Origin of the sequence: Virgibacillus sp., from assembly GCF_013393565.1 — a bacterium.
Classification (GTDB): domain Bacteria; phylum Bacillota; class Bacilli; order Bacillales; family Amphibacillaceae; genus Virgibacillus; species Virgibacillus dokdonensis.
Genome location: NZ_JABXHF010000007.1, coordinates 39,371 through 60,000, shown reverse-complemented (window position 1 = coordinate 60,000; position 20,630 = coordinate 39,371). Strand labels below are relative to the sequence as shown.

General features: G+C 37.5%; 17 protein-coding genes, 1 tRNA gene and 2 pseudogenes. 12 read left to right on the top strand and 8 right to left on the bottom strand.

What is annotated here, in order from left to right; genetic code table 11:
* Together HLX49_RS02895 and HLX49_RS02890 are read left to right on the top strand one after the other, a co-directional pair.
* Positions 1 to 760, top strand: a 760-nt coding sequence (locus HLX49_RS02895; protein WP_296360758.1) for a M15 family metallopeptidase, incomplete at its 5' end; no start/stop codon positions are given.
* Positions 761 to 903: 143 nt separating this feature from the next.
* Positions 904 to 4,698: a 5'-nucleotidase C-terminal domain-containing protein gene (locus tag HLX49_RS02890; RefSeq protein WP_296360757.1), complete on the top strand. Its 3,795-nt coding sequence runs from the start codon at positions 904 to 906 to the stop codon at positions 4,696 to 4,698.
* Positions 4,699 to 4,862: 164 nt separating this feature from the next.
* Here the strand turns inward: HLX49_RS02890 and HLX49_RS02885 are convergent, their stop codons facing one another.
* Both HLX49_RS02885 and HLX49_RS02880 read right to left on the bottom strand, forming a co-directional pair.
* Positions 4,863 to 5,261 (bottom strand): type II toxin-antitoxin system death-on-curing family toxin, encoded by a 399-nt coding sequence (locus HLX49_RS02885; RefSeq protein WP_331805117.1) that lies wholly within the window; start codon positions 5,259 to 5,261, stop codon positions 4,863 to 4,865.
* Positions 5,262 to 5,266: 5 nt separating this feature from the next.
* Entirely contained in the window at positions 5,267 to 5,527 is a 261-nt protein-coding gene (locus HLX49_RS02880; RefSeq protein ID WP_077706228.1) for an AbrB/MazE/SpoVT family DNA-binding domain-containing protein, read from the bottom strand.
* 156 nt (positions 5,528 to 5,683) lie between these two features.
* On the opposite strand from HLX49_RS02880, the pseudogene HLX49_RS02875 reads away from it, so the two are divergent.
* Positions 5,684 to 5,861, top strand: a pseudogene (locus HLX49_RS02875) (integrase core domain-containing protein); the annotation flags it as partial.
* 104 nt (positions 5,862 to 5,965) lie between these two features.
* On the opposite strand, the gene nadA reads toward HLX49_RS02875, so the two are convergent.
* From nadA to nadB, 3 genes are all read right to left on the bottom strand, one after another.
* A complete protein-coding gene (gene nadA, locus HLX49_RS02870) occupies positions 5,966 to 7,072 on the bottom strand; it encodes a quinolinate synthase NadA (RefSeq protein ID WP_296360756.1) in 1,107 nt (368 codons plus the stop codon).
* A 216-nt stretch (positions 7,073 to 7,288) separates the two neighbouring features.
* Positions 7,289 to 8,122 carry a carboxylating nicotinate-nucleotide diphosphorylase gene (gene nadC / locus HLX49_RS02865; RefSeq protein WP_296360761.1) on the bottom strand — a complete coding sequence of 278 codons (834 nt, stop codon included), beginning with the start codon at positions 8,120 to 8,122 and terminating at the stop codon, positions 7,289 to 7,291.
* A complete protein-coding gene (gene nadB, locus HLX49_RS02860; RefSeq protein WP_296360755.1) occupies positions 8,091 to 9,674 on the bottom strand; it encodes an L-aspartate oxidase in 1,584 nt (527 codons plus the stop codon). The genes nadC and nadB overlap by 32 nt, the downstream gene beginning before the upstream one ends.
* Before the next feature lie 187 nt (positions 9,675 to 9,861).
* On the opposite strand from nadB, the gene HLX49_RS02855 reads away from it, so the two are divergent.
* On the top strand, positions 9,862 to 11,049 hold the full coding sequence (locus tag HLX49_RS02855) for an IscS subfamily cysteine desulfurase (protein WP_296360754.1): 1,188 nt from the start codon (positions 9,862 to 9,864) through the stop codon (positions 11,047 to 11,049).
* Positions 10,998 to 11,549 carry a transcription repressor NadR gene (locus HLX49_RS02850; protein ID WP_296360753.1) on the top strand — a complete coding sequence of 184 codons (552 nt, stop codon included), beginning with the start codon at positions 10,998 to 11,000 and terminating at the stop codon, positions 11,547 to 11,549. The genes HLX49_RS02855 and HLX49_RS02850 overlap by 52 nt, the downstream gene beginning before the upstream one ends.
* 247 nt (positions 11,550 to 11,796) lie before the next feature.
* Here the strand turns inward: HLX49_RS02850 and HLX49_RS02845 are convergent, their stop codons facing one another.
* On the bottom strand, positions 11,797 to 12,528 hold the full coding sequence (locus HLX49_RS02845; protein WP_296360752.1) for a DUF421 domain-containing protein: 732 nt from the start codon (positions 12,526 to 12,528) through the stop codon (positions 11,797 to 11,799).
* Between the two features lie 129 nt (positions 12,529 to 12,657).
* Between HLX49_RS02845 and HLX49_RS02840 the strand changes: the two genes are divergently transcribed.
* Complete coding sequence (locus HLX49_RS02840) at positions 12,658 to 13,056, top strand: VOC family protein (RefSeq protein ID WP_077706221.1); 399 nt, start codon at positions 12,658 to 12,660, stop codon at positions 13,054 to 13,056.
* Positions 13,057 to 13,099: 43 nt separating this feature from the next.
* A pseudogene (locus HLX49_RS02835) lies at positions 13,100 to 13,536 on the top strand (type 1 glutamine amidotransferase family protein).
* Between the two features lie 145 nt (positions 13,537 to 13,681).
* On the opposite strand, the gene HLX49_RS02830 reads toward HLX49_RS02835, so the two are convergent.
* A tRNA-Ala gene (locus HLX49_RS02830) sits at positions 13,682 to 13,754 on the bottom strand.
* A 326-nt stretch (positions 13,755 to 14,080) separates the two neighbouring features.
* Here HLX49_RS02830 and HLX49_RS02825 point away from each other — a divergent pair.
* A complete protein-coding gene (locus tag HLX49_RS02825; RefSeq protein WP_101932709.1) occupies positions 14,081 to 15,574 on the top strand; it encodes a peptide MFS transporter in 1,494 nt (497 codons plus the stop codon).
* A 116-nt stretch (positions 15,575 to 15,690) separates the two neighbouring features.
* Here the strand turns inward: HLX49_RS02825 and HLX49_RS02820 are convergent, their stop codons facing one another.
* The gene (locus tag HLX49_RS02820; RefSeq protein WP_077706219.1) at positions 15,691 to 16,194 is read right to left on the bottom strand and encodes a ferritin; all 504 of its coding nucleotides are present in this window, start codon (positions 16,192 to 16,194) and stop codon (positions 15,691 to 15,693) included.
* A 232-nt stretch (positions 16,195 to 16,426) separates the two neighbouring features.
* Between HLX49_RS02820 and HLX49_RS02815 the strand changes: the two genes are divergently transcribed.
* The 4 genes from HLX49_RS02815 (at position 16,427) to panF (ending at position 20,501) form a co-directional block, all read left to right on the top strand.
* Positions 16,427 to 16,732, top strand: a complete 306-nt coding sequence (locus HLX49_RS02815) for a magnetosome magnetite crystal formation protein family (RefSeq protein WP_296360751.1) — start codon at positions 16,427 to 16,429, stop codon at positions 16,730 to 16,732.
* Between the two features lie 261 nt (positions 16,733 to 16,993).
* On the top strand, positions 16,994 to 18,412 hold the full coding sequence (locus tag HLX49_RS02810; protein ID WP_296360750.1) for an MFS transporter: 1,419 nt from the start codon (positions 16,994 to 16,996) through the stop codon (positions 18,410 to 18,412).
* 377 nt (positions 18,413 to 18,789) lie between these two features.
* Positions 18,790 to 19,062, top strand: a complete 273-nt coding sequence (locus tag HLX49_RS02805) for a YhdT family protein (RefSeq protein ID WP_414930262.1) — start codon at positions 18,790 to 18,792, stop codon at positions 19,060 to 19,062.
* Entirely contained in the window at positions 19,059 to 20,501 is a 1,443-nt protein-coding gene (gene panF, locus HLX49_RS02800; protein WP_101932702.1) for a sodium/pantothenate symporter, read from the top strand. Before HLX49_RS02805 ends, panF begins: the two co-directional genes overlap by 4 nt.
* Positions 20,502 to 20,630 lie beyond the last annotated feature (129 nt).

Below are 20,630 nucleotides of genomic sequence, written 5' to 3'. Positions count from 1 at the left end.
AGTTATCTACCATGATCCAGTAGAAGTAGCAGATGAAAACCCGTTAAAAATAGATGTAGCAGATGTTCACCAAGGAGAATTATTATTGGTGAACGAGGAGTATGGGATAAAAGAGAGTGCCAAAACCGATATTAAAAACCTATATAAAAATCAAGAATTAACAGGTGATTATGGTTTACTTACGACAGATATAGCGTTGTCCAAAGAAATTACTGCATATTTTAATGAAATGATAGAAGGCGCAAAAAAAGATGGCGTAAATAATTTTTTAATTAGCAGTGGCTATCGTTCATTTGAAGAACAAACAAAATTGTATCAAGAAAAGGGAAGAGATTATGCGTTGCCAGGGGGTTACAGCGAACATCAACTAGGCTTAGCACTGGATGTAGGTTCATCAGAAGGAACGATGGCAGAAGCGGCAGAAGGAAAATGGATTGCGGAAAATGCATGGCAGTATGGTTTTGTGTTACGCTATCCGCAAGCGAAAACGGACGTTACTGGCATCCAATATGAGCCATGGCATATACGTTATGTCGGAAAACCGCATAGTGTCATTATGCAAGATAAAAACTTTGTTTTAGAGGAATATTTAGCTTACTTAAGAGAAAAGGAACAAATTTCTGCGACAGTGGATGGAAAAGAGTATAATATTCGTTATTATGCAGTTTCCAAAGCGAAAAAGGTAAAGATACCAAAAGGTTATAACTATACGATTTCTGGTGATAACGTAGGCGGTGTTATTATTACGTTGTATAAATAAAGCAAGCAGAACGAATATTGTCTAATGCTTTTTACATTATATTTCGTTAAATTTACAAAAAATTAAGCAAAATTTTATAGAATATTCGCTTCCTCTATGTCATAGTATGAGTGTGTTATATGAATACTGAATGGAGGGTATGTATGGGGAACCAATTACGAAAGAAATTATGTTACATGGTGTTAATTATTGCTTTGATAGTTTCAAATCTAGTTCCAACATCGACTGTGATTGCAGCAGATAAAGGCGATGCGGAAGCAGAAGATTTGTTTATATCCGAGTATGTGGAAGGGACCTCTTTTAATAAAGCCATTGAAATTTATAATGGTACAGGAGCTGACGTGAATCTAGCAAACTATCAACTGATTTTGTACAGTAATGGTAATACAGAACCAACAAGTACGGAAACTTTAAAAGGGACACTTAAAAATGGCGATGTTTTCGTACTCTCCCATAGAGATGCAGATGCTGCCATTCAACAGGTAACGGATCTTACATCAGCAGTGGTTAATTTTAATGGAAACGACGCGATTGCGTTAGAAAAGAATGGCGAAATAATGGATGTTTTTGGTGAAATAGGGAATGAGTCTGATTTTGCTAAAGATAAGACGTTCGTCAGAAATGCTAATGTGTCATCACCAACTGCTTCTTTTGGTATAGACCAATGGACGAATTATGGGAAAGATATATTTACTTATTTAGGAAGCCATACGATGGACGGGGATGGAGGACAAGATCCGAGTGAACCAACTGACCCAGATCCTGATCCGGAGCCAGAAACGAGCACGATTGCGGAAGCGAGACAGTTAGCGAATGGTTCAGAAGTTGTTGTGGAAGGGATTGTGACAGCTAATTCCGAAGCATTGAGCAATGGCAACCAGTTTAGTACATACATGCAGGATGAAACCGCTGGGGTTAATTTGTTTAACTTTGAACAAGGAGACTTACCTGAGGTACAAAAAGGAGATCGTGTGAAGGTAATAGGAACAACAGCATCCTATAAGGGGCTAAAAGAAGTTGTTCCAGCTTCGATTGAAGTACTTGAACAGGGTCAAACTTTGCCAGCCGTTCAACAAATCACATTAGAAGATTTACAAAATAAAGAGGTAGCCGAGTCTTATGAAGGCGAGCTCGTACGTGTCAATGGATATATTCCTTCCATTCCTAGCTCTCCAGCGGGTGGCGGCTATAATGTGTCATTTATTGATCAAGACTATAATGCTATTTTATTACGAATCATGGAAAATGCGGTAGATATTCTTCAAGTTGCTGAGAAACAGTGGTATGATGTTACGGGAATTGTTAGTCAATACAACGATTATCAGATTCTTCCAACGAAGCAAGCTGATGTACAAGTAGCGCAGCAACAGCCCGGGCCACCTTCAGCAGCTGGAGAATATGAAACAACGGTGGAAAAAATTACGGATGGCGATACGATCCGCATTGCTGATCCTGTCTTCGGTAGTGACCGTGTTCGGTTTGTTAATATGGATACGCCAGAGACCTATGCAGCAAAAAATAAAGCTCCAGAACGTCAGGAAATAAACGAAAATCAAAAGTATCATGGTGACGAAGCGACGAAGCATGTTCAAACCTATATTCAACCTGGGGATAAAATCACCGTCAAAGTCGGAGAACAACCGACAGATGATTACGGTCGTCTCCTTGCAGAGGTCATTACTGCTGATGGGGAAAATGTAAATTTGGAAATGGTTCGTGATGGCTATGCTGTCTCTTACTTTATTGCACCAATTGATGAAAAAGCATATCCAAAATATCAACAAGCGGTGAAAGAAGCAAAAGATCAAAGATTAGGTATTTGGGATGAAACGAATCCATTATTGGAATTACCGTTTGCTTTCCGCGCAAATGATGATCAAAAAGGCTTTTTACGTTATGTCGGTAATTCAGCTACAAAAGAATATGTAGAGCCAAATGATTGGGCAGACGTGCCGGTAGAAAAGCGCGTATTTTTCTCAAGTGCAGAAGAAGCAGAATCCTATGGGTATCAATCTGTTACAGGAAATCCATCCGAAGATAATCTGCTTGTACAATTTTTAAGCATGAATGATTTACATGGGAAAATTGATCAGCAATACAATTTAGATCCTGATGGGGACGGTGTTTTTGATACGTATGGGCGCATGGATTTTGTGGCATCAGCTTTAAAGGAAAGAGAGCAGGATAATCCGAATACGTTCATGGTACATGCTGGTGACATGATTGGTGGAAGTTCACCTGTTTCAGGACTACTACAAGATGAGCCAACGGTGGAAATTTTAGAAGAAATTGGCTTTGATGTCGGTACAGTTGGAAATCATGAGTTTGACGAAGGTACGAAAGAATTTATGCGCATGGTAAATGGTGGAGAACACCCAGAAGGGAAAGGTACAGAAGGCTATGATGGAATGAATTTCCCGCAGCTTTGTGCAAATTGTGTGGATAAGGAGAGTGGCGAGACGATTTTACCACCATTTCATATGGAAGAAGTGGATGGTGAAAAAATCGGTTTTATCGGTGTGAACACACAAGCATCAGCTAGTATGGTCATGCCTGATGGAATTGCTGATATCCAATTTACGGATGAAGTGGCGGCTGTCAATGAAGCAGTAGCTGCATTACAGCAGCAAGGTGTCGAAGCAATTGCCGTATTAGCACATATTCCAGCTGATCAAGCAGGCGATGGGGCAACTGGAGAAGCTGCTGATCTAGCGAGAGAAATAAATGATGCCGTGGATATTATCTTTGCTGCGCATAATCACCAAGTCGTAGATGGTGTCGTGGATAATAAGCTTATTGTTCAAGCTTCCGAATATGGAAAAGCTTTTGCTGATGTAGATGTGGAAATTGATCGCACGACTGGTGATATTGTGAAAAAAGATGCGGAAGTTGTATTTGTAAAGCAAAGCGATTACGAAGCGGATCCGAATGTCAGTAAAATTTTAACAAAATATGAAAATCAAATTGCGCCGATGATGAATGAAGTGATTGGCTATAATGCAACAGATTTAACGGGTGATTACAGTAATGATGGTGATCACGGGTTGGGGAATCTGCTCGCAGATGGAATGAAGTCGGTTATGAATAGTGATTTTGCAATGATGAATGGTGGCGGCATTCGCGACGATTTATTAGCTGGAAAAGTAACGTGGGGAGACTTGTACAATATTCAGCCATTCGGTAATACACTAATGAAATTTGAAATTAAAGGAAAAGACTTAGTGCCAATTATTAATGCGCAACTGTCGAAAGAATACGGACCGGATTATAGCATTAGCGGTTTTCATTATACGTGGGACCCCGAGGCAAGCAAAGTAGTAAATGTTACGTATCCAGATGGAACGCCAATTGAGGAAGACAAAACGTTTACTTTAACGGTGAATAATTTTATGGGAACTTCAAAAGGGTCGAAATATCGTCCGATTAGTGACCTTGGTAAAAACCCTGTCATGGGTCCGACTGATCTTGATGCAACAGTTGAATTTGTTAAAAGTTTAAACTCCACAGAGGATGACCCGTTTTTATATGCAGCGGAAGGAAGAATTTCCGTTGCAAAAGATGAAGAAGAACCGACAAAAAATCCAGGAACAGACAATGGCGATAACGGTGGTGGAACAAATGTTGATGTTGGAAATGACGGTAACAACGCCAATAAGCAAGAGAAGCATGATGGTGAGAAGACGCTAGGGAAAGATAACCATGATGATAATGGAGATAATGACGGCAACAGCTCGATGAGTGACAACGGTAATGGCACGTTGACAGGAGGTACGAAACATACTGCATTAGGAACAGCAGGAAGTCAACATGATCATGGAAGTAAGTTGCCAAACACAGCAACCAACCTTTATAATCTGTTATTCATCGGACTAGCACTTTTGGGTGGCGGTGTAGCGTTGTATCTAAGAAAACGATATATAGCAAACAAAGCAAGTTGACTGTTTTGGAGAAAGGGTTAGAGATGTAAATAGATGAAATTTATGAAGAGTGGTTCCAATCATTGTTATCTTTGAAGATTGGAACCATTTTTATCACAGAAGTAAGAAACTATCATGGGAGCGCCTAGAGTGACGATTGATCAAATAAAACAATGTTTGTTGTTTTATTTTAAAGGGATGGTATGAGTTTCTAACCAATGAACGATGTCTTCAAATTTAAATTTTCCTTCTGCTACAAGCACAGTGAAAACCTCATTCTCATTTGTATCTGAAATAATTTTTTTATGATTCTTTTTCAAAAACACATCTAACGAAGCAAATGCTGTACGCTTATTTCCGTTAAAAAATGTATGATTACGCGCTAATGATTCAAAAAATGCCGCAGCTTTTTCAAATAAAGTTGGATAGGCATCTTCTTTAAATAAGGTTTGCTGTGGGCGATATACTGCCGATTCTAAATATCCTTGCTCTTTAATTCCTGCTTGTTCCCCATCTCCGTACTTTCTCATGATAAGGAAGTGTATGATTGTAACTTCTTTTACGGTTAAATAATTTATACTCATAGGAACTATTTTAGCCTCTTAAACAATTCATCATGTTCTTCCATAGTTTCTTGTATCATACGAAGGAATTCTGGTTCTAATTGATCTTCTAACTTCTCTTTTCGTTTAATCACAAGAGCGTTTTCTTTCACTTCAAATTCTAGTTCATCACCACGACGAATATTTAACGCATCAACCATTGATTTTGGAATTCCAACTCCTAAACTATTTCCCAACTTGCTCACTTTCCGAGTTTCTTTTTCCATTGTAACCACACTCATTTCCATATTCTTTTTTTCAGTATATGCCGAAATAAGTCCTTATATACATACGTTATTACTATTATAACATACTTACATTATACCGTGATTTTCTTCCTATTACAATAAAAATGAGAAATAGAAGAAACTAAAATGGTACCTGTAGTAAAGAAGTATGGATTGGACCACTCTATGTCACGAAGAGGTAACTGTTTGGACAACGATCCTCAAGAATCATTTTTTGGTCACCTAAAGGATGAAGTAGATTTTATGAAGTAGAATATGAATCATCCAAAACATGAAGGAATTAAAATGGAAAATCAATCATTACATGACTTACTATAACAAATACCATTATTAGCGGAACCTAAAAAAGATGACTCCTATTTAATATAGGAATCACCTTTTATCTGCATAAGCCTCTTTTATAAGGGAGGGTAGATTTGTTATTAGAAAAGTCTACGCTTATCCCCTTTCCAACATACGGTCAAGTGCTAAACGAGCTTGGCAAGCTGTCTGTTTATCGACTGTAATTTGATTGACAGGCTTTCCTTTCTTTATACTTTCTAAAGACCAAAGGAGGTGTGGTAAATCAATTCGATTCATAGTCAAGCATGGACACATATACGGATTTAGTGAAATGATATGTTTATCTGGATGGTTGTGAATGATTCGTTGGACAAGATTCATCTCTGTTCCAATTGCCCAGGCAGATCCTGCTTTTGCCTGTTTAATCGTTTCAATAATATATTTCGTGCTACCATTATAATTGGCGGCATCAACCACTTCCTTTTTGCATTCGGGGTGAACGATGATATGCATGCCGGGATGCTCTTTTCTTATATATTCTACATTGGTTAAGGTGAAATTTTCGTGTACAGAGCAATGTCCCTTCCATAAAATTACTTTAACATCTTTTACATTGCCAGAAAAAAGAAGTTCCTCTTGGATTGGATCCCAAACTGCCATTTCTGTTTCAGCAATCCCGAGATCAGAAGCCGTATTTCTACCTAAATGTTGGTCAGGCAAAAATAAAATCCGTTCTTTTTTCGTAAATGCCCAGTTCACCATTTGATGGGCATTGGAAGATGTAACCGTAGCTCCTCCATGTTGACCGACAAATGCTTTAATTGCTGCTGTTGAATTGACATAGGTTAACGGGAGGATGGATTCGCCAAATTGTTGCATTAGTTTCTCCCAAGCACGTTCCGTTTGGTAAATATCAGCCATATCTGCTAAAGAACAGCCTGCTCTTCTATCTGGTAAAAGCACGATCTGCCCATCAGTGGTTAACATATCAGCCGTTTCTGCCATAAAGTGCACCCCACAAAATACAATATAAGAGGCAGAATTATTTTGTGCCGCGACTTGGGCAAGTTGAAGGGAATCTCCAACAGCATCGGCGAATTGGATAACCTCGTCTTTTTGATAATGATGACCCGGGATGAATAAGGCTTCTCCTAAATCATTCTTTATTTGCTTCACCCGTTCCTCCATTTCTTGTTGTGATACATGCAAATATTCTTCTGGAATAGAGTTGGTCGATGAAATCATTTCTTGAAGTAGATCCATGTATAAAAAACCCCTTTCTTTTACACGATATAAAATGTATACATTTTTGGTTTATAGTATAAGTAAAATGACAGCGTTTTTTCTCCATAAAGACTTGGTGTTAAGCTAAGTTCTTCTAACGAGTTCTTTGTCAGTTAGTATTAGCAACTAATCTATGATTTTTTTCTTCTTACCTCGTACTACACCTGTATAGGGAGGGAACATCCATGTCATGCGTTAACGATATACAGACGCACTAATATCCAGTGAAGGTGCTGAATGGGTTAAGCTACCTAATGAAATATAATTTACACCGCTATTCGCGTATGTAGGTAATTGGTCAAACGAAATCCCACCAGATGCCTCTGTAATGATTGTTTTTGGAACATGGTGTATCCAACGTTTAATAGTTTCTGGAGAGCAATTATCAAACATAATGATATCCACTTTATTAGAGATGGCCTCTAGCAATTGATCCTTTGTTTCAATTTCAACTTCAATTTTGACGGTGTGACCGAGCTTGGACTTTATTTGTTGTACGGCATTGGTTATAGAGCCCGAAAAGGCAATATGATTATCTTTAATCATCACGGCGTCATATAAACCGTACCGATGATTATATCCACCACCAGAGCGCACCGCTTGTTTTTCTAACATACGTAATCCAGGTGTGGTTTTTCTTGTATCGCAAATTTTCACATCTGTGTTTTTGACCATTCTTACTGCTTTGTATGTGCGTGTAGCAATACCGCTCATTCGCTGAATGAGGTTCAGTATAACCCTTTCTGCTTGTAATAGATGGATAATGGGTCCTGTTACAGTTGCGATCACATCAACAGCTGCTAGTTGGTCACCGTTATTTTTTTTGCGATTTATTTGCATAAGCGGATGCACCATTGGAAAGCCGACTTCGATTATTTCTGCCCCACAAAAAATGCCTTCTTCTTTAGCAAGCAATGTAAGTGTCCCCTGCGTATGATAATCGAACAAATGTTGACTTGTTATATCACCATGTCCAATATCTTCTAAAAAAAATGGCTTAAGTATGGTTTTTAATTGCATAAGGGATATCATAAGTGACCTCCATTCTGTCATTACTTTGGTAATGAATGATTCGTTTTTGTAGCCAATGTTCGTTATCTTTATTCGGGAAATCAGCGCGAATATGACAGCCTCTTGTTTCTGTCCGAAGTAATGCAGCCTCTGTGATAAGACGTGCGACAATCCACATAAGATAATTTTGAATGGTGGAAAGACTACATTGTTCTATCTGTCTAAAAGGGTCATTGGGATGCTTATTTAGCCAGCTTAATTGTTTGGATAAACAATCATGATCACGAATAATTCCAACAGCTTGCATCATGGATTGTTGAATTTGTTTTTTGGAAAAAGGAATGCCAGTTAGTTGAGCTCGATGTTGTTTCTTTGGTATAAAATCCATCGTCTGCGAACTGTCCAACTGTTGTATATAGGATGCAAGGCGCTTTCCGTAAACAAGTCCTTCTAATAAAGAATTGCTAGCAAGCCGATTGGCACCATGGACGCCACTAGCAGCTACTTCCCCAATGGCGTACAAACCTTTTACGGAGGTAGCTCCCCATGCGTTAATCAGGACACCTCCAATCATAAAATGTGCGCCTGGGGCAACAGGAATCTTACCTGTTTTCATAGATATTCCGTGCTGTTGCAACATCTTTGTTATGGCAGGGAATTTTGCAGGGAAATCTCTTACTTGTCGAATATCTAGATATATTTTTCTGCCCCTATTTACTTGTTGAAATAATTGATGGGCAACAATATGCCTTGGTGCTAAATCTCTTTGCGGATGAACCTCTTTCATAATTTTCTCGCCTAAATCATTGATTAATCTAGCACCTGCGCCACGAACAGCTTCAGAAATAAGTCCAACACTTTTCCCATTTATATAGAGCAGTGTTGGGTGAAATTGAAAAAATTCCATATCACTAATTTTTGCCCCTGCTCGGTAAGCAAGCGCTATTCCATCGCCTGTAACAGAGGAAGCATTAGATGTATTTGTATACAGTTCACCAGCACCGCCTGTTGCTAACACGACATGGTTAGCCATATACATATGAGAGACTTCATTTTTGTCTTTTGTTGTAACGCCAATACATCGACCTGATTTATTTTGTAATAGATCGATGACCATCTCGTTTTCTATCCAGTGAACACGTGTAGAGGAACGCAATGAGTCAAGCAAAAAATGGATGACATATTTACCCGTTTGGTCCCCGCCACAATGAGCAATTCTAGCTTTACTATGGGCACCTTCTAAGCCTAAAGAAATTTTTCCATTTGCATGTGTATCAAATGGGACAAGTTTAACCCAGTCATGCATGAATTGCTTGCCCTCTGTAACTAGATCATAAATCGCTGTGGCATTCCCATGCTGATCACCGGCAATGATCGTGTCTTGATAATGGTCGTAGGCGTCATCGTCTGTGGAAATAGCAGCAGCAATACCTCCTTGTGCACGATAGGAATTACTATTTGTTATAGCTTTCTTTGTGATTATTGTCACATTTAATTGCTCTTGAAGTTGGTTGGCAAGTTGTAATGCTGCAATCCCGCTACCAATAATAATGATGTCTGTCTTTTTCACTGTAAATTCACCTTTTTACATGTGTCTTGACACATATCATTACATATTATTAAACTAAATACAAGTGTTTTTTATTAGATACTGTTCTGGCTTCCATAGATCGATAGGTTGTTTTCTAAGAAGGGAGATAGAAGGAGCTCTTTTCTCTAAAAAAAATAAATTTCAGAAAGAAAGAGGGGAGATAAACATGCTATACTTTGATTACGCTGCAACAACGCCCATGGATGAGGAAGCGTTAGCTATTTATCAGCAGGTAGCTGCAAACTTTTGGGGAAACACAAGTAGCATACACCATATTGGGGGAGAAGCAAAAGAAATACTAGAAAACAGCCGGGAAAAGTTAGCGAGGTTATTACATGTTCCGGCAAGAGGACTTTATTTTACATCAGGTGGTACAGAATCCAATCAGTTAGCAATTGTGTCCCTTGCCTTAAGTCAGTCGAACAAAGGAAAGCACATTATCACATCGCAAGCAGAACATGCTTCTGTTTTTTCAGCATTAGCTTATTTGGAAAATAAGGGATTTGAAATAACGAAGATTCCGTATACAAAAGGAGGACAAGTAGATGTACATCAACTAGAAAAAGCAATTCGTTCGGATACAATAATGGTAACCATTAGTTATGTCAATGCAGAGATTGGCGCTATTCAACCACTTCAAAAAATTCAACAGCTACTACCTCCGAATATCATTTTTCATACCGATGCTGTCCAAGCCTTTGGTAAAGTTGATTTTTCCAAGCTGCATCAGGTTGTTGACAGTTTTTCCATCTCTTCGCATAAATTGTATGGTCCAAAAGGTGTGGGGGCAGTTTACATACAACCGAGGTTGGCTATTAAAGGGATTTTTCCTTTACAAACCCATGAGCATGGTGTTCGTGGTGGAACCGTCAACACCCCAGGTATTGCAGCTTTTGTTGCTGCAGCAGTAAAGTATACGAGAGCAGAAGTAGATCATGCAGATGCTTTACGTCGACTGTTTTTAATAAAGTTAAAGCGTGAGTTGAAGGATTGCTATCAAGTGATTGAATCGTCTGTATCGCAACTTCCTCATATTGTTGGTTTGGCAATTCATCATTATGAAGGACAATTCATTATGTTACAATGTAATCGCAAAGGTGTTTGTATATCAACTGGCTCCGCATGTGGTCAAGCGTTATCGACAGCTGGAAAAACAATGCTAGCAATGGGATACACACAGGAAAGGCAGAAGGAATTTATCCGTATTTCTTTTGGGAAAGATACGAAAGAAAAAGACGTTATGCAATTGGTAAAAATATTAAAGGAAATTGTAACTAGAAATAAAGGAGTAGGTGAAGGAGTTTGCAAAAACAGAAAAAAGTACTTGGTGAAGAACGCAGGCAGTTCATTTTAAGCGTATTAAAGGATGCGAGCAAACCGATTACTGGTAGTGAATTAGCTAAAAGAACAAATGTCAGCCGGCAAATTATTGTTAACGATGTGACTTTGTTAAAAGCGAGAAGCGAACCAATTATTGCAACAAGTCAAGGGTATATGTATTTACAAGCGTCAGCTACTGAGAGTGTAGAAAAGACCATCGCTTGCCAGCATACGCCTGATGAGGCAGAGGCAGAATTAAATATTATTGTTGACCATGGTGTGACAGTAAAGGATGTAACGATTGAACATCTCGTATATGGCGATCTAGCAGCTTCGATTATGGTATCCAATCGCAAGGATGTAGAGCAATTTATTAAAAAAATTACTTCTACTGGTGCAGCTTATCTGTCTGAGCTTACAGAAGGGGTACATTTGCATACATTAGTTGCTGCTAAAGAAGAACAAATTAACGAAGCAGAAATAGCTTTAAAACAAGCAGGATTCTTGTTGGATCATTGCGATATAAGAGGGTGATTACGGGCATCTAAAGAGTAAATAAACCTTTCGTGCTGTGCAAAAAGATAGAAGAAGTTCAAGGGATGGAGGACGTGGACGGTTTTAGTTAAACATTTTGCTACTTCATATAGGTGTCCTTGAAACGCTCTCTCATGTAGGAAAAGGAGAGATCCTTTTCCATCATACCAAAGCATAAAGCTTCTGGGTTTATCTATACGTAAAACGGAGGGTTTTGTCATAGTTACTTGGTAATAAGCCAAGCTTTCTAATGTAGAATAGGTGGAAGGTTTTCTGAATTATTTGTGTTTTTCATGCTAACATGGAGTTCATTCAGATCGTTAACAGCTGCATAAAAGACATCATTTACATCAAAAATATTTTTTCTTTCCAATTCTTGATAAAGCCAAGTTGTATTTAAATTTCTCGAAGAAAGAACGTGTTTGTAAATTGTTCCATCAATAACAACTGGTACATCAATTCCCTTAGCGGAACTTCTTTGTTGCGTTAGAATATGTTCGACACGTGCAGCTTCCTTTTCAGGATATAATTTAATAGATAAATAACCATTTGCTTCAACGATAGCTATTTCAACATCCTTTACATTAAAAATTTGTTGTGCTCGTAACATTTGTAAAATAGTATCAATGGGATACTGTATTTTTTTCATTTCTTTCACTAAAAATTGTCCTTGATAAATGACCATTGTAGGTTCAAATGTTAACAAGCGGCCTATTTTACGATTGTTGATTTTCCACGTTGCCACTATTTTTTGAAGTACAGCAATTGCTACAATTGCAATAGCTGTATAAATATGATTTATCTCTGGGTCTGCAATATCAGCACCAACTACAGAACCCAAAGTTAAAATAACTAAGAAATCAAACACCGGCAATTCTCCTATGGAGCGTTTTCCCATAAAAAGTGTTGCAAATAGTGCTAGTGGCAAAATGGTCGCAACTCGCCCTAAAATCTTTAATAGTTCTAATGCATATTCCATTATCTCACCTCATTTAGAACACTTTACCCTTTAATATGACACGAAAATGTATAATTATTTACATGCCAACTAAAATAATATTATTTTCATGAAACGGATTAAAATTGGAAGATGTTGGGGGTGGACTTTTTGTCAAAAGGGCTTATTCACCATATAGAGTTATATGTCTCTAATTTAAAAACATCCACTAAGTTTTGGGGGTGGTATCTGGAGGAATTAGGATACCGTTCTTTTCAAAAGTGGGAAAGTGGACAAAGCTGGAAAAAAGGTGATACATACATCGTTTTTGTACAAGCAGAAGAACGATGTCTGGATGTGACTTATCATAGATGTCGAGTTGGTTTAAATCATCTTGCATTTTATGCTGATTCACGTCAACACGTAGATGATATGACGGAGAAATTAAAAAATAAAGGAATTGCTATACTGTATAAAAAGCAGCATCCATTTGCTGGTGGAGATGACCACTATGCTGTATACTTTGAGGACCCAGATCGAATAAAAGTGGAGCTAGTAGCCCCTGAATAGTTCCATGAAATTTGGCAAATTTTGTTCGAAGGGAAATTGGATTATGAATAGGGCGTTATTTCTTATATTAGAGGAGTTGCAGATTGGGAAGGTGCTCATTTAGCAGTGCATTAAATCAACGAGAGGACTGGAACGTTCATACTATATCGTTAGAGGCTACTGTAAATTCAATAGGAGCTATATGTGGTGCAGTTGATTTTTGGGAGAAAAATGGGTTTTAAACAATTATAACCATACTGGTAATTCAGTTTACATATGGAATGATTATGAAAATTATCATCCTGAGGGCAGTTTTCTAGAGCAACAAGCAATAAAAGATAAAAATTTGGTCGCAAATAAAACGGTTCTATGGAGTTTACCAATTTAGTTTTAGAATTGATTCATTTTGATACGCCAGAGAATAGGAAGAAAATGGTGTATATGAATAGGCATGGCTTTTATAAATATAGTAAAAATTATAGAAACCCATACTTGGGGTAATTTTTGTAATAAGTGAGGGGGCAAAAGTCAGAAGAAATAAGGGATGTAACAAATAGATTAGAAAGAGCTGGACTATACTATCACATTCTTCATATTATGGCAAAAGGGATGCAGTAAGTAATATTACTGCGCCCCTTTTTATTAATGGAGTCAAGGGGGATCGAACCCCTGACCTCTACGCTGCCAGCGTAGCGCTCTCCCAGCTGAGCTATGACCCCCAGTATAGACACAAGTCTTATTATAAATAATTGCGTATATTATTTCAAGTGTATAAATCAAGATATACTGACAAAATATTTATAAATGACGAATTGGTGAACGATATGTATACAGAAAAGTGATATCTAAGCAAATGGAGGAGCTTTCTTGAAACTCTCTGAATAATTGTCAAAACAAAGATAGACAAGCTTTTTACAAATGAAGATATGAAACAACTTCACTTTAAATATCATAATTTTTCGCCATTTGACGTTTAAAAATGTGAGGAGTACCATAAAAACATCTTGAAGAAAAATTATCAGTCTATTCTGAAGGAGTTTGAATCATGTCAGCACATAGTAAAGAAGAAATTGTAAATAGTGTCCCCCAGACGGGGTTTTTTGGTCATCCAAAAGGTTTGTTTACACTTTTCTTCACCGAATTTTGGGAACGTTTTTCCTATTATGGAATGCGCGCGCTGTTACTTTATTACATGTATACCGAGATTGCAAGTGGTGGATTAGGTATCGCTGATGATACTGCTAAATCCATTATGGCAATTTACGGATCACTTGTGTATATGTCAGGAATTATCGGAGGATGGATTGCTGATAGGCTACTAGGAACACAGCAAACGGTGTTTTATGGTGGCGTATTAATTATGGTTGGTCACATTGTATTAGCGTTACCTGCTGGGGTAACAGGATTATTTTTATCTATGTTTTTAATTATTATGGGTACAGGCTTGTTGAAGCCGAACGTCTCTAGTGTAGTTGGTGATCTTTACCGCTTATCGGATGTAAGACGCGACTCAGCATTTAGTATTTTTTATATGGGTATAAATATGGGGGCGTTAATTGCACCTTTAATTGTTGGTACATTAGGCCAAGAATACAATTTTCATTTAGGCTTCGGTGTAGCAGCAATAGGTATGTTATTAGGTCTCATTGTTTTTGTAATTACAAAAAAGAAATACCTCGGTTTAGCTGGAACGTATGTACCTAATCCACTCGCTAAAGATGAAAAGAAAAAAGTGTTTGGACAAATGACTATTGGAATTATATTTATTATTATATTAGGTTTTGTTACTATATCGACAGGCATATTAACAATTAACCGATTTACTTACCTTGTAAGCATACTCGGAATTCTTATTCCTACCATATACTTTATTGTCATGTATCGTAGCCCTAAAACAAATGAAGATGAAAAATCACGTCTGCTTGCTTATATTCCATTATTCATTGCCGCGATCATGTTTTGGGCAATACAGGAGCAAGGATCTATCATTCTAGCAGAATATGCAGACAAACGGACACAATTGGAATTTCTAGGTATAGAGCTACACTCATCGTGGTTTCAATCGTTAAACCCATTATTTATTGTTGTTTTGGCGCCAGTATTTGCGGGATTATGGATTAAGATGGGCGAACGACAGCCATCCACTTCTAAAAAGTTTTCTCTCGGTCTGTTTTTTGCTGGGCTATCTTTCTTAGTCATGATTATTCCAGCAGCTATTAATGGAACGGAAACGTTAGTGAATCCCATCTGGCTAGTGCTTAGCTTTTTACTCGTTGTTATTGGTGAACTATGTTTATCGCCTGTCGGTTTATCGGCAACTACCAAGCTTGCACCAGTTGCATTTTCAGCCCAAACAATGAGTTTGTGGTTTTTATCAAACGCTTCTGCTCAAGCAATTAATGCGCAAATTGTGAAACTTTATCAGCCAGCTACAGAAATTATTTATTTTGGTGTTATTGGCGGGGCTGCAATTTTGTTAGGAGTAATTTTACTTTTAATGTCACCAAAAATTCAACAGTTTATGAGAGGGATTCGTTAAGATTTACACCTGTCTCATGAAGATATTTTATCTATAATGAGACAGGTGACATTTATTCTGCACAGATCAACCCAATTTGGAGTGCGCGAGTCCGATATGATACGACTGGTTTACAATTATGCAGTACCTCCTGCATTTTGTCTTTGACCTAATTCTTGATCCATAAGTAATAATGCTGATGGATTATTGTTTGCCAATTTCAATCGTTCTACAATCGTTAATGCTTGCGCTTCTTCATCAATTTGTTCCCTTAAAAACTCTAGAACGATAACAGTTGTTTGTGGATCCACTTGTGTTATATAATCATAAGCCTGTCGATAAGCGTTTGTTACATATTGCTCATGTTCAAGAACGCTTTCAAAAGTTTCAAGTGGCGTTCCGAAATCACTTGGTTGTTGAGGAACATCACTTAGCTTAACAATGCCGTCTTTTCCAGTTAAATAATCAATTAAAGTTAGCATATGTGTTCTCTCTTCTTCCGATTGCAACCGTAACCACCTTGCCATACCAGTGTAATTTTTACGATCTAAATAGGCTGACATAGCTAAATACAAAGTTGTTGATATATGCTCAATCTGAATGAGTTGATTCAATAGTTGCTGAACTTCTTCTTTTACCATATTATATCCCTCCATATTTACATATCTATAATAGGTTATGCCCCAATGAAAATGATGTTCTAAAATATCGTGTGAGATTTCTCTTTAAAACAAAAAAACATCTCCTTCATCATAATGGAAATGTGTTAAAGGTAGATGAAATGTTATATCAATCTTTCGACATTGTAAGATAATTTTGCCTGTTTTTATGGTAATATAAATTTATCAAATCAATCGATGAGGTGAAATGACAATGAAATCCGAACATATCTTATCTTCACTTTGTTATTTTAGCGTATTTTTTGCTCCGTTTATTTTTCCCATTGTTGTTTATTTCTTATCAGATAATGGTATTAAAAACCATGCTAAAAGTGCTTTGTTTATACATTTAATTCCTGCGATAACGGTTATTGGAGCATTCATTGCTCTTTTGATAAGTAACTTAAATGAAAATGTGACAACCTTAGCGATAGCGACAGTAGTGGTTATAAATGCATATTATTTTATTCTCAATTTAGTTAAAGGGGTTAAAGTTTTGCAAGGAAGTTCTACAGTTTAGACAAAGAAGAATGGCTTGGTGTTTCACTGGAAAATAGTGGGAGTGATGTAAAGATACTTTACATCATTCCTTTTTCATATTTTGCAATATAAGAAACATATAAATCAACGCTTTGTTTTTTGGATTTTTTTTATGGTATGATAGCTTTAGTTTGAAAAAGAGCGAAGTACTTATATTGTCATCTCAGGAGTGTTAGAAGTGGTTAAAACAATAGAAAATTCCTCCTAAAATTGTAAATTACACTATTTAGGAGGAAAAATAATGAATGAACAATTGAATCATAATCAAAGCGCGCAAAAACACGGAAAAAATGTTTTGTTAATCCTGACTTTAGCATTCTCTGTGTTATTATCTGGAGTTACTGTCGATATGGTTACGCCTGTATTAGGTTTGATTGGCAATGACTTAGGGGCATCTGAAGCTCAAACGAGTTGGATAGTTGGTGGTGTTGCACTTGTTTTGGCAATAGCCATTCCTTTTTATGGACGTATTGCCGATTTTGTAGAGGCAAGAAAGTTGTTTACTATTGGTGTTTTAATTTTAACATTAGGTAATCTTATTGCTGCTCTTGCGACGGAGCTAAACATGTTAGTAATTGGAAGAATGATTCAAGGTGCTGGAATGGCTTCTGTGTCCGTTGTTTCTATTATCGTTATTTCTAGAGTGTACCCACCAGGTCAACGTGGTATCGTTTTAGGAATTGTTGCTGGCAGCATTGGCATCGGAACTGCCGGTGGCCCGATTTTTGGAGGACTCGTCGGACAATGGCTAGGTTGGAAAGCTTTATTTTGGATAACATTTACTTTAGGGATACTTATTGCAATAAGTGCACAAATTTCCATGCAAAAAATCTATCCTTTAGAGAGTGAAAAAAACAAAACATTTGATGTCATAGGTGGTATTTCTCTAGGTCTAATGATAGGTTTCTTTTTGCTAGGGATTACTTTATCTGAAAATCAAGGTTTAGTTTCCTATTTAACGATGATATGTTTAGGTGTATCGTTCGTTGCTCTAGTTATTTTAATCATACGAATAAGGACTTCTAGTAATCCATTTATTCCACCGATCTTGTTAAAAAATCGTGCGTACGTTCGTTCTGTGCTCATTATTTTTTTATCAATGTTTGCTTATTTTCCTATTCTTGTATTTATTCCCCTGTTAGCTGTGGAAGTAAATGGATTTTCACCCGGTGAGGCTGGAATGCTCCTGTTACCAGGAGGAGCAGCTGTTGCCATTTTATCACCAATTGTAGGAAGATTATCTGACTGTATAAAACATGAATTTCTCTTAATAGCTGGTCTGCTATGTATGGGTGGCTCTACGTTCTTTCTCTCCACTTTTTCAGGAGGGTCTCCTATCACGTTATCGATGGGCGTGCTAGGAAGTGGGATTGCTTATGCGCTTATAAATTCTCCTGCGAATAACTTTGCCGTATCTACATTGAACAAGGAACAGGTAGGAGTAGGAATGGGGTTATTCCAAGGCGCTTTATTCTTAGGTACAGGTGTAGGTTCAGCGTTGATGGGTACTTTCTTAGCCTTACGTCGTAAAGGGGAGAATGCCATTAATCCTATTTATGAATCACATGTGCCTCATTATTCTGATGTTTTTTTTGCACTAACTGTTATTACAATGATTGCGCTTGTTAGTACGTTTCGTATATCGAAGAAAATAGGATAAATGTAGGGCTTGTAGGAAAGACGATAGCGATTAGATATATAAGCAATTTGGTAAAGGTTAATTTTTTTAGTAGACAAAGCTTTATAGAGATGGGAAGAATCTAATTTCATTGGCCACAGTGATTTGCACTGTGGCCTTCTTAGGTATGAGTAGAAATGAACAGTCCACTGGAAAATAGTAAATATGGCTAGCAAATTGTCTGTAAAGAAGTATAAAATGTAATAAACGGAAAGGGATTAAAAATGATAATAAATCGGAACTTTAAACTGTCTATTATTAAAAACACGTTTCTAAGACATCTATCTTTTCCATTCTTTACATTCATGAAATAATTACGATATATTATTGTTAATGAAAATTGTAGAAACGTATAAGGAGTGAAGTTTTTGAAGAAGCAGCATGAAAAAATCGCCAATCGAGAAGCATGGATAGGCGTAGGTTTGGTTATTTTTAATTTTACATGGTGGTTCGCTTTCGCTTATGGCTTGGGTAAGAAAGAACCTGATCAATATACATATATTCTTGGCTTCCCTGCATGGTTCTTCTATAGCTGTATCCTTGGATTTATTGTTATGGCGGTGCTTGTAACAGTCATTGTAAAGAAATATTTCGTAGCCATTCCATTTGATGAGGAGATGGAAGAAGAATGAATTGGGAATCACTCATACCGCTAATTGCAATACTTATTATTATTTTTGGAGCAGGAATATGGGCAGGCGGCTACTTAAAGTCATCTACTAATTTTGCACAGGATTACTTTTTAGGTGGCAGAAGTCTCGGGGGATTCGTGCTCGCTATGACAATGACCGCAACGTATGGGAGTGCAAGCAGTTTTATTGGTGGACCTGGAACAGCTTATAATGAAGGGCTTGGTTGGGTGTTACTCGCCATGTCGCAAGTAGCAACTGGTTACTTTGTTTTAATGATTTTGGGAAAGAAATTTGCTGTTGTTACTAGAAAGTATAAAGCTTTAACGATGGTGGATTTCTTAAAGGCACGCTATCAATCTAAGTGGGTCGTTATTTTCTCGGCACTTAGTATTATTATTTTCTTATTTTCAGCTATGGCTGCGCAATGGATTGGCGGTGCAAGATTAATTGAATCGCTTATTGGAATTGACTATATGAGTGCATTATTCATTTTTGCTGTAGCTGTATTAATTTATGTTACGGTTGGCGGATTTCGAGCTGTAGCATTAACAGATGCGATCCAAGGAAGTATCATGTTTGGTGGTACACTTATTTTGCTCATTGCAGTTATTATCGCAGGTGGTGGAGTCCCAGCACTTATTGCTGATTTAACTGCTGAAAACCCGAATCTAATTACTCCTTATGGTTCCGAAGGGCAATTAACACCTACTTATGTATCCTCATTTTGGATTCTAGTTGGTGTAGGTGTGGTTGCTTTACCACAAATTGCTGTACGAGCTATGTCTTACAAAAACGCTCGATCGATGCATCGTGCAATTATTATTGGTACCGTTGTAGTAGGGTTTATTATGCTTAATATGCATTTAATCGGTGTTTTTGCTAGGCCTATCTTACCAGGCATTGAAGTTGGTGATAAGGTGATGCCATTAATTGCTTTAGAAGTGATGCCAAATTGGTTGGCAGGAATTGTACTTGCTGCCCCTATGGCAGCGATTATGTCAACGGTAGATTCGTTATTACTTCTAGTAAGCTCAACGATCGTGAAGGATGTGTACTTAAACTATGTGAAGCCAGATGCCTCTCAACAGACGATTAAACGTTTAAGCATAGGGATTACGGCTTTACTTGGTGTAATTATCTTCTTGATGGCTTTAAACCCGCCTGACCTAATTATTTGGTTAAATCTATTTGCTTTTGGTGGCTTGGAGGCAGCATTTATTTGGCCGATTGTGCTTGGATTGTATTGGCAAAAAGGCAATAAATATGGCGCGCTTGCATCCATGGTTACTGGCGTAGGATTGTATATCATCTCTGATCTATTCTTTCCACAGCCGTTCGGTCTCCATTCGGTTGTTATGCCAGTCGTCGTTTCTTTCTTTGTTTATGTCGTGGTTAGCTTACTTACGCAAAAGCAAACAGCGAGGATGCGTGTGTTATAATTGCTAGTTAGATTCGCGTGTTAATCCCTTGCAAGTGGCTATCAAGAATTAGCCCCCTTATTTTATGGTTTATAGTATAAGAAAAACAAAGGCTTCGCCACAAACTTGAAGACAAGTCAAGTTTTTCAA

Coding starts and splice junctions, on each gene's coding strand:
- HLX49_RS02890 (WP_296360757.1), top strand. CDS start 904: ATGGGGAACCAATTACGAAAGAAATTATGTTACATGGTGTTAATTATT.
- HLX49_RS02885 (WP_331805117.1), bottom strand. CDS start 5,261: ATGAGTATAAATTATTTAACCGTAAAAGAAGTTACAATCATACACTTC.
- HLX49_RS02880 (WP_077706228.1), bottom strand. CDS start 5,527: ATGGAAATGAGTGTGGTTACAATGGAAAAAGAAACTCGGAAAGTGAGC.
- nadA (WP_296360756.1), bottom strand. CDS start 7,072: ATGGATCTACTTCAAGAAATGATTTCATCGACCAACTCTATTCCAGAA.
- HLX49_RS02855 (WP_296360754.1), top strand. CDS start 9,862: ATGCTATACTTTGATTACGCTGCAACAACGCCCATGGATGAGGAAGCG.
- HLX49_RS02845 (WP_296360752.1), bottom strand. CDS start 12,528: ATGGAATATGCATTAGAACTATTAAAGATTTTAGGGCGAGTTGCGACC.
- HLX49_RS02825 (WP_101932709.1), top strand. CDS start 14,081: ATGTCAGCACATAGTAAAGAAGAAATTGTAAATAGTGTCCCCCAGACG.
- HLX49_RS02820 (WP_077706219.1), bottom strand. CDS start 16,194: ATGGTAAAAGAAGAAGTTCAGCAACTATTGAATCAACTCATTCAGATT.
- HLX49_RS02815 (WP_296360751.1), top strand. CDS start 16,427: ATGAAATCCGAACATATCTTATCTTCACTTTGTTATTTTAGCGTATTT.
- HLX49_RS02810 (WP_296360750.1), top strand. CDS start 16,994: ATGAATGAACAATTGAATCATAATCAAAGCGCGCAAAAACACGGAAAA.
- panF (WP_101932702.1), top strand. CDS start 19,059: ATGAATTGGGAATCACTCATACCGCTAATTGCAATACTTATTATTATT.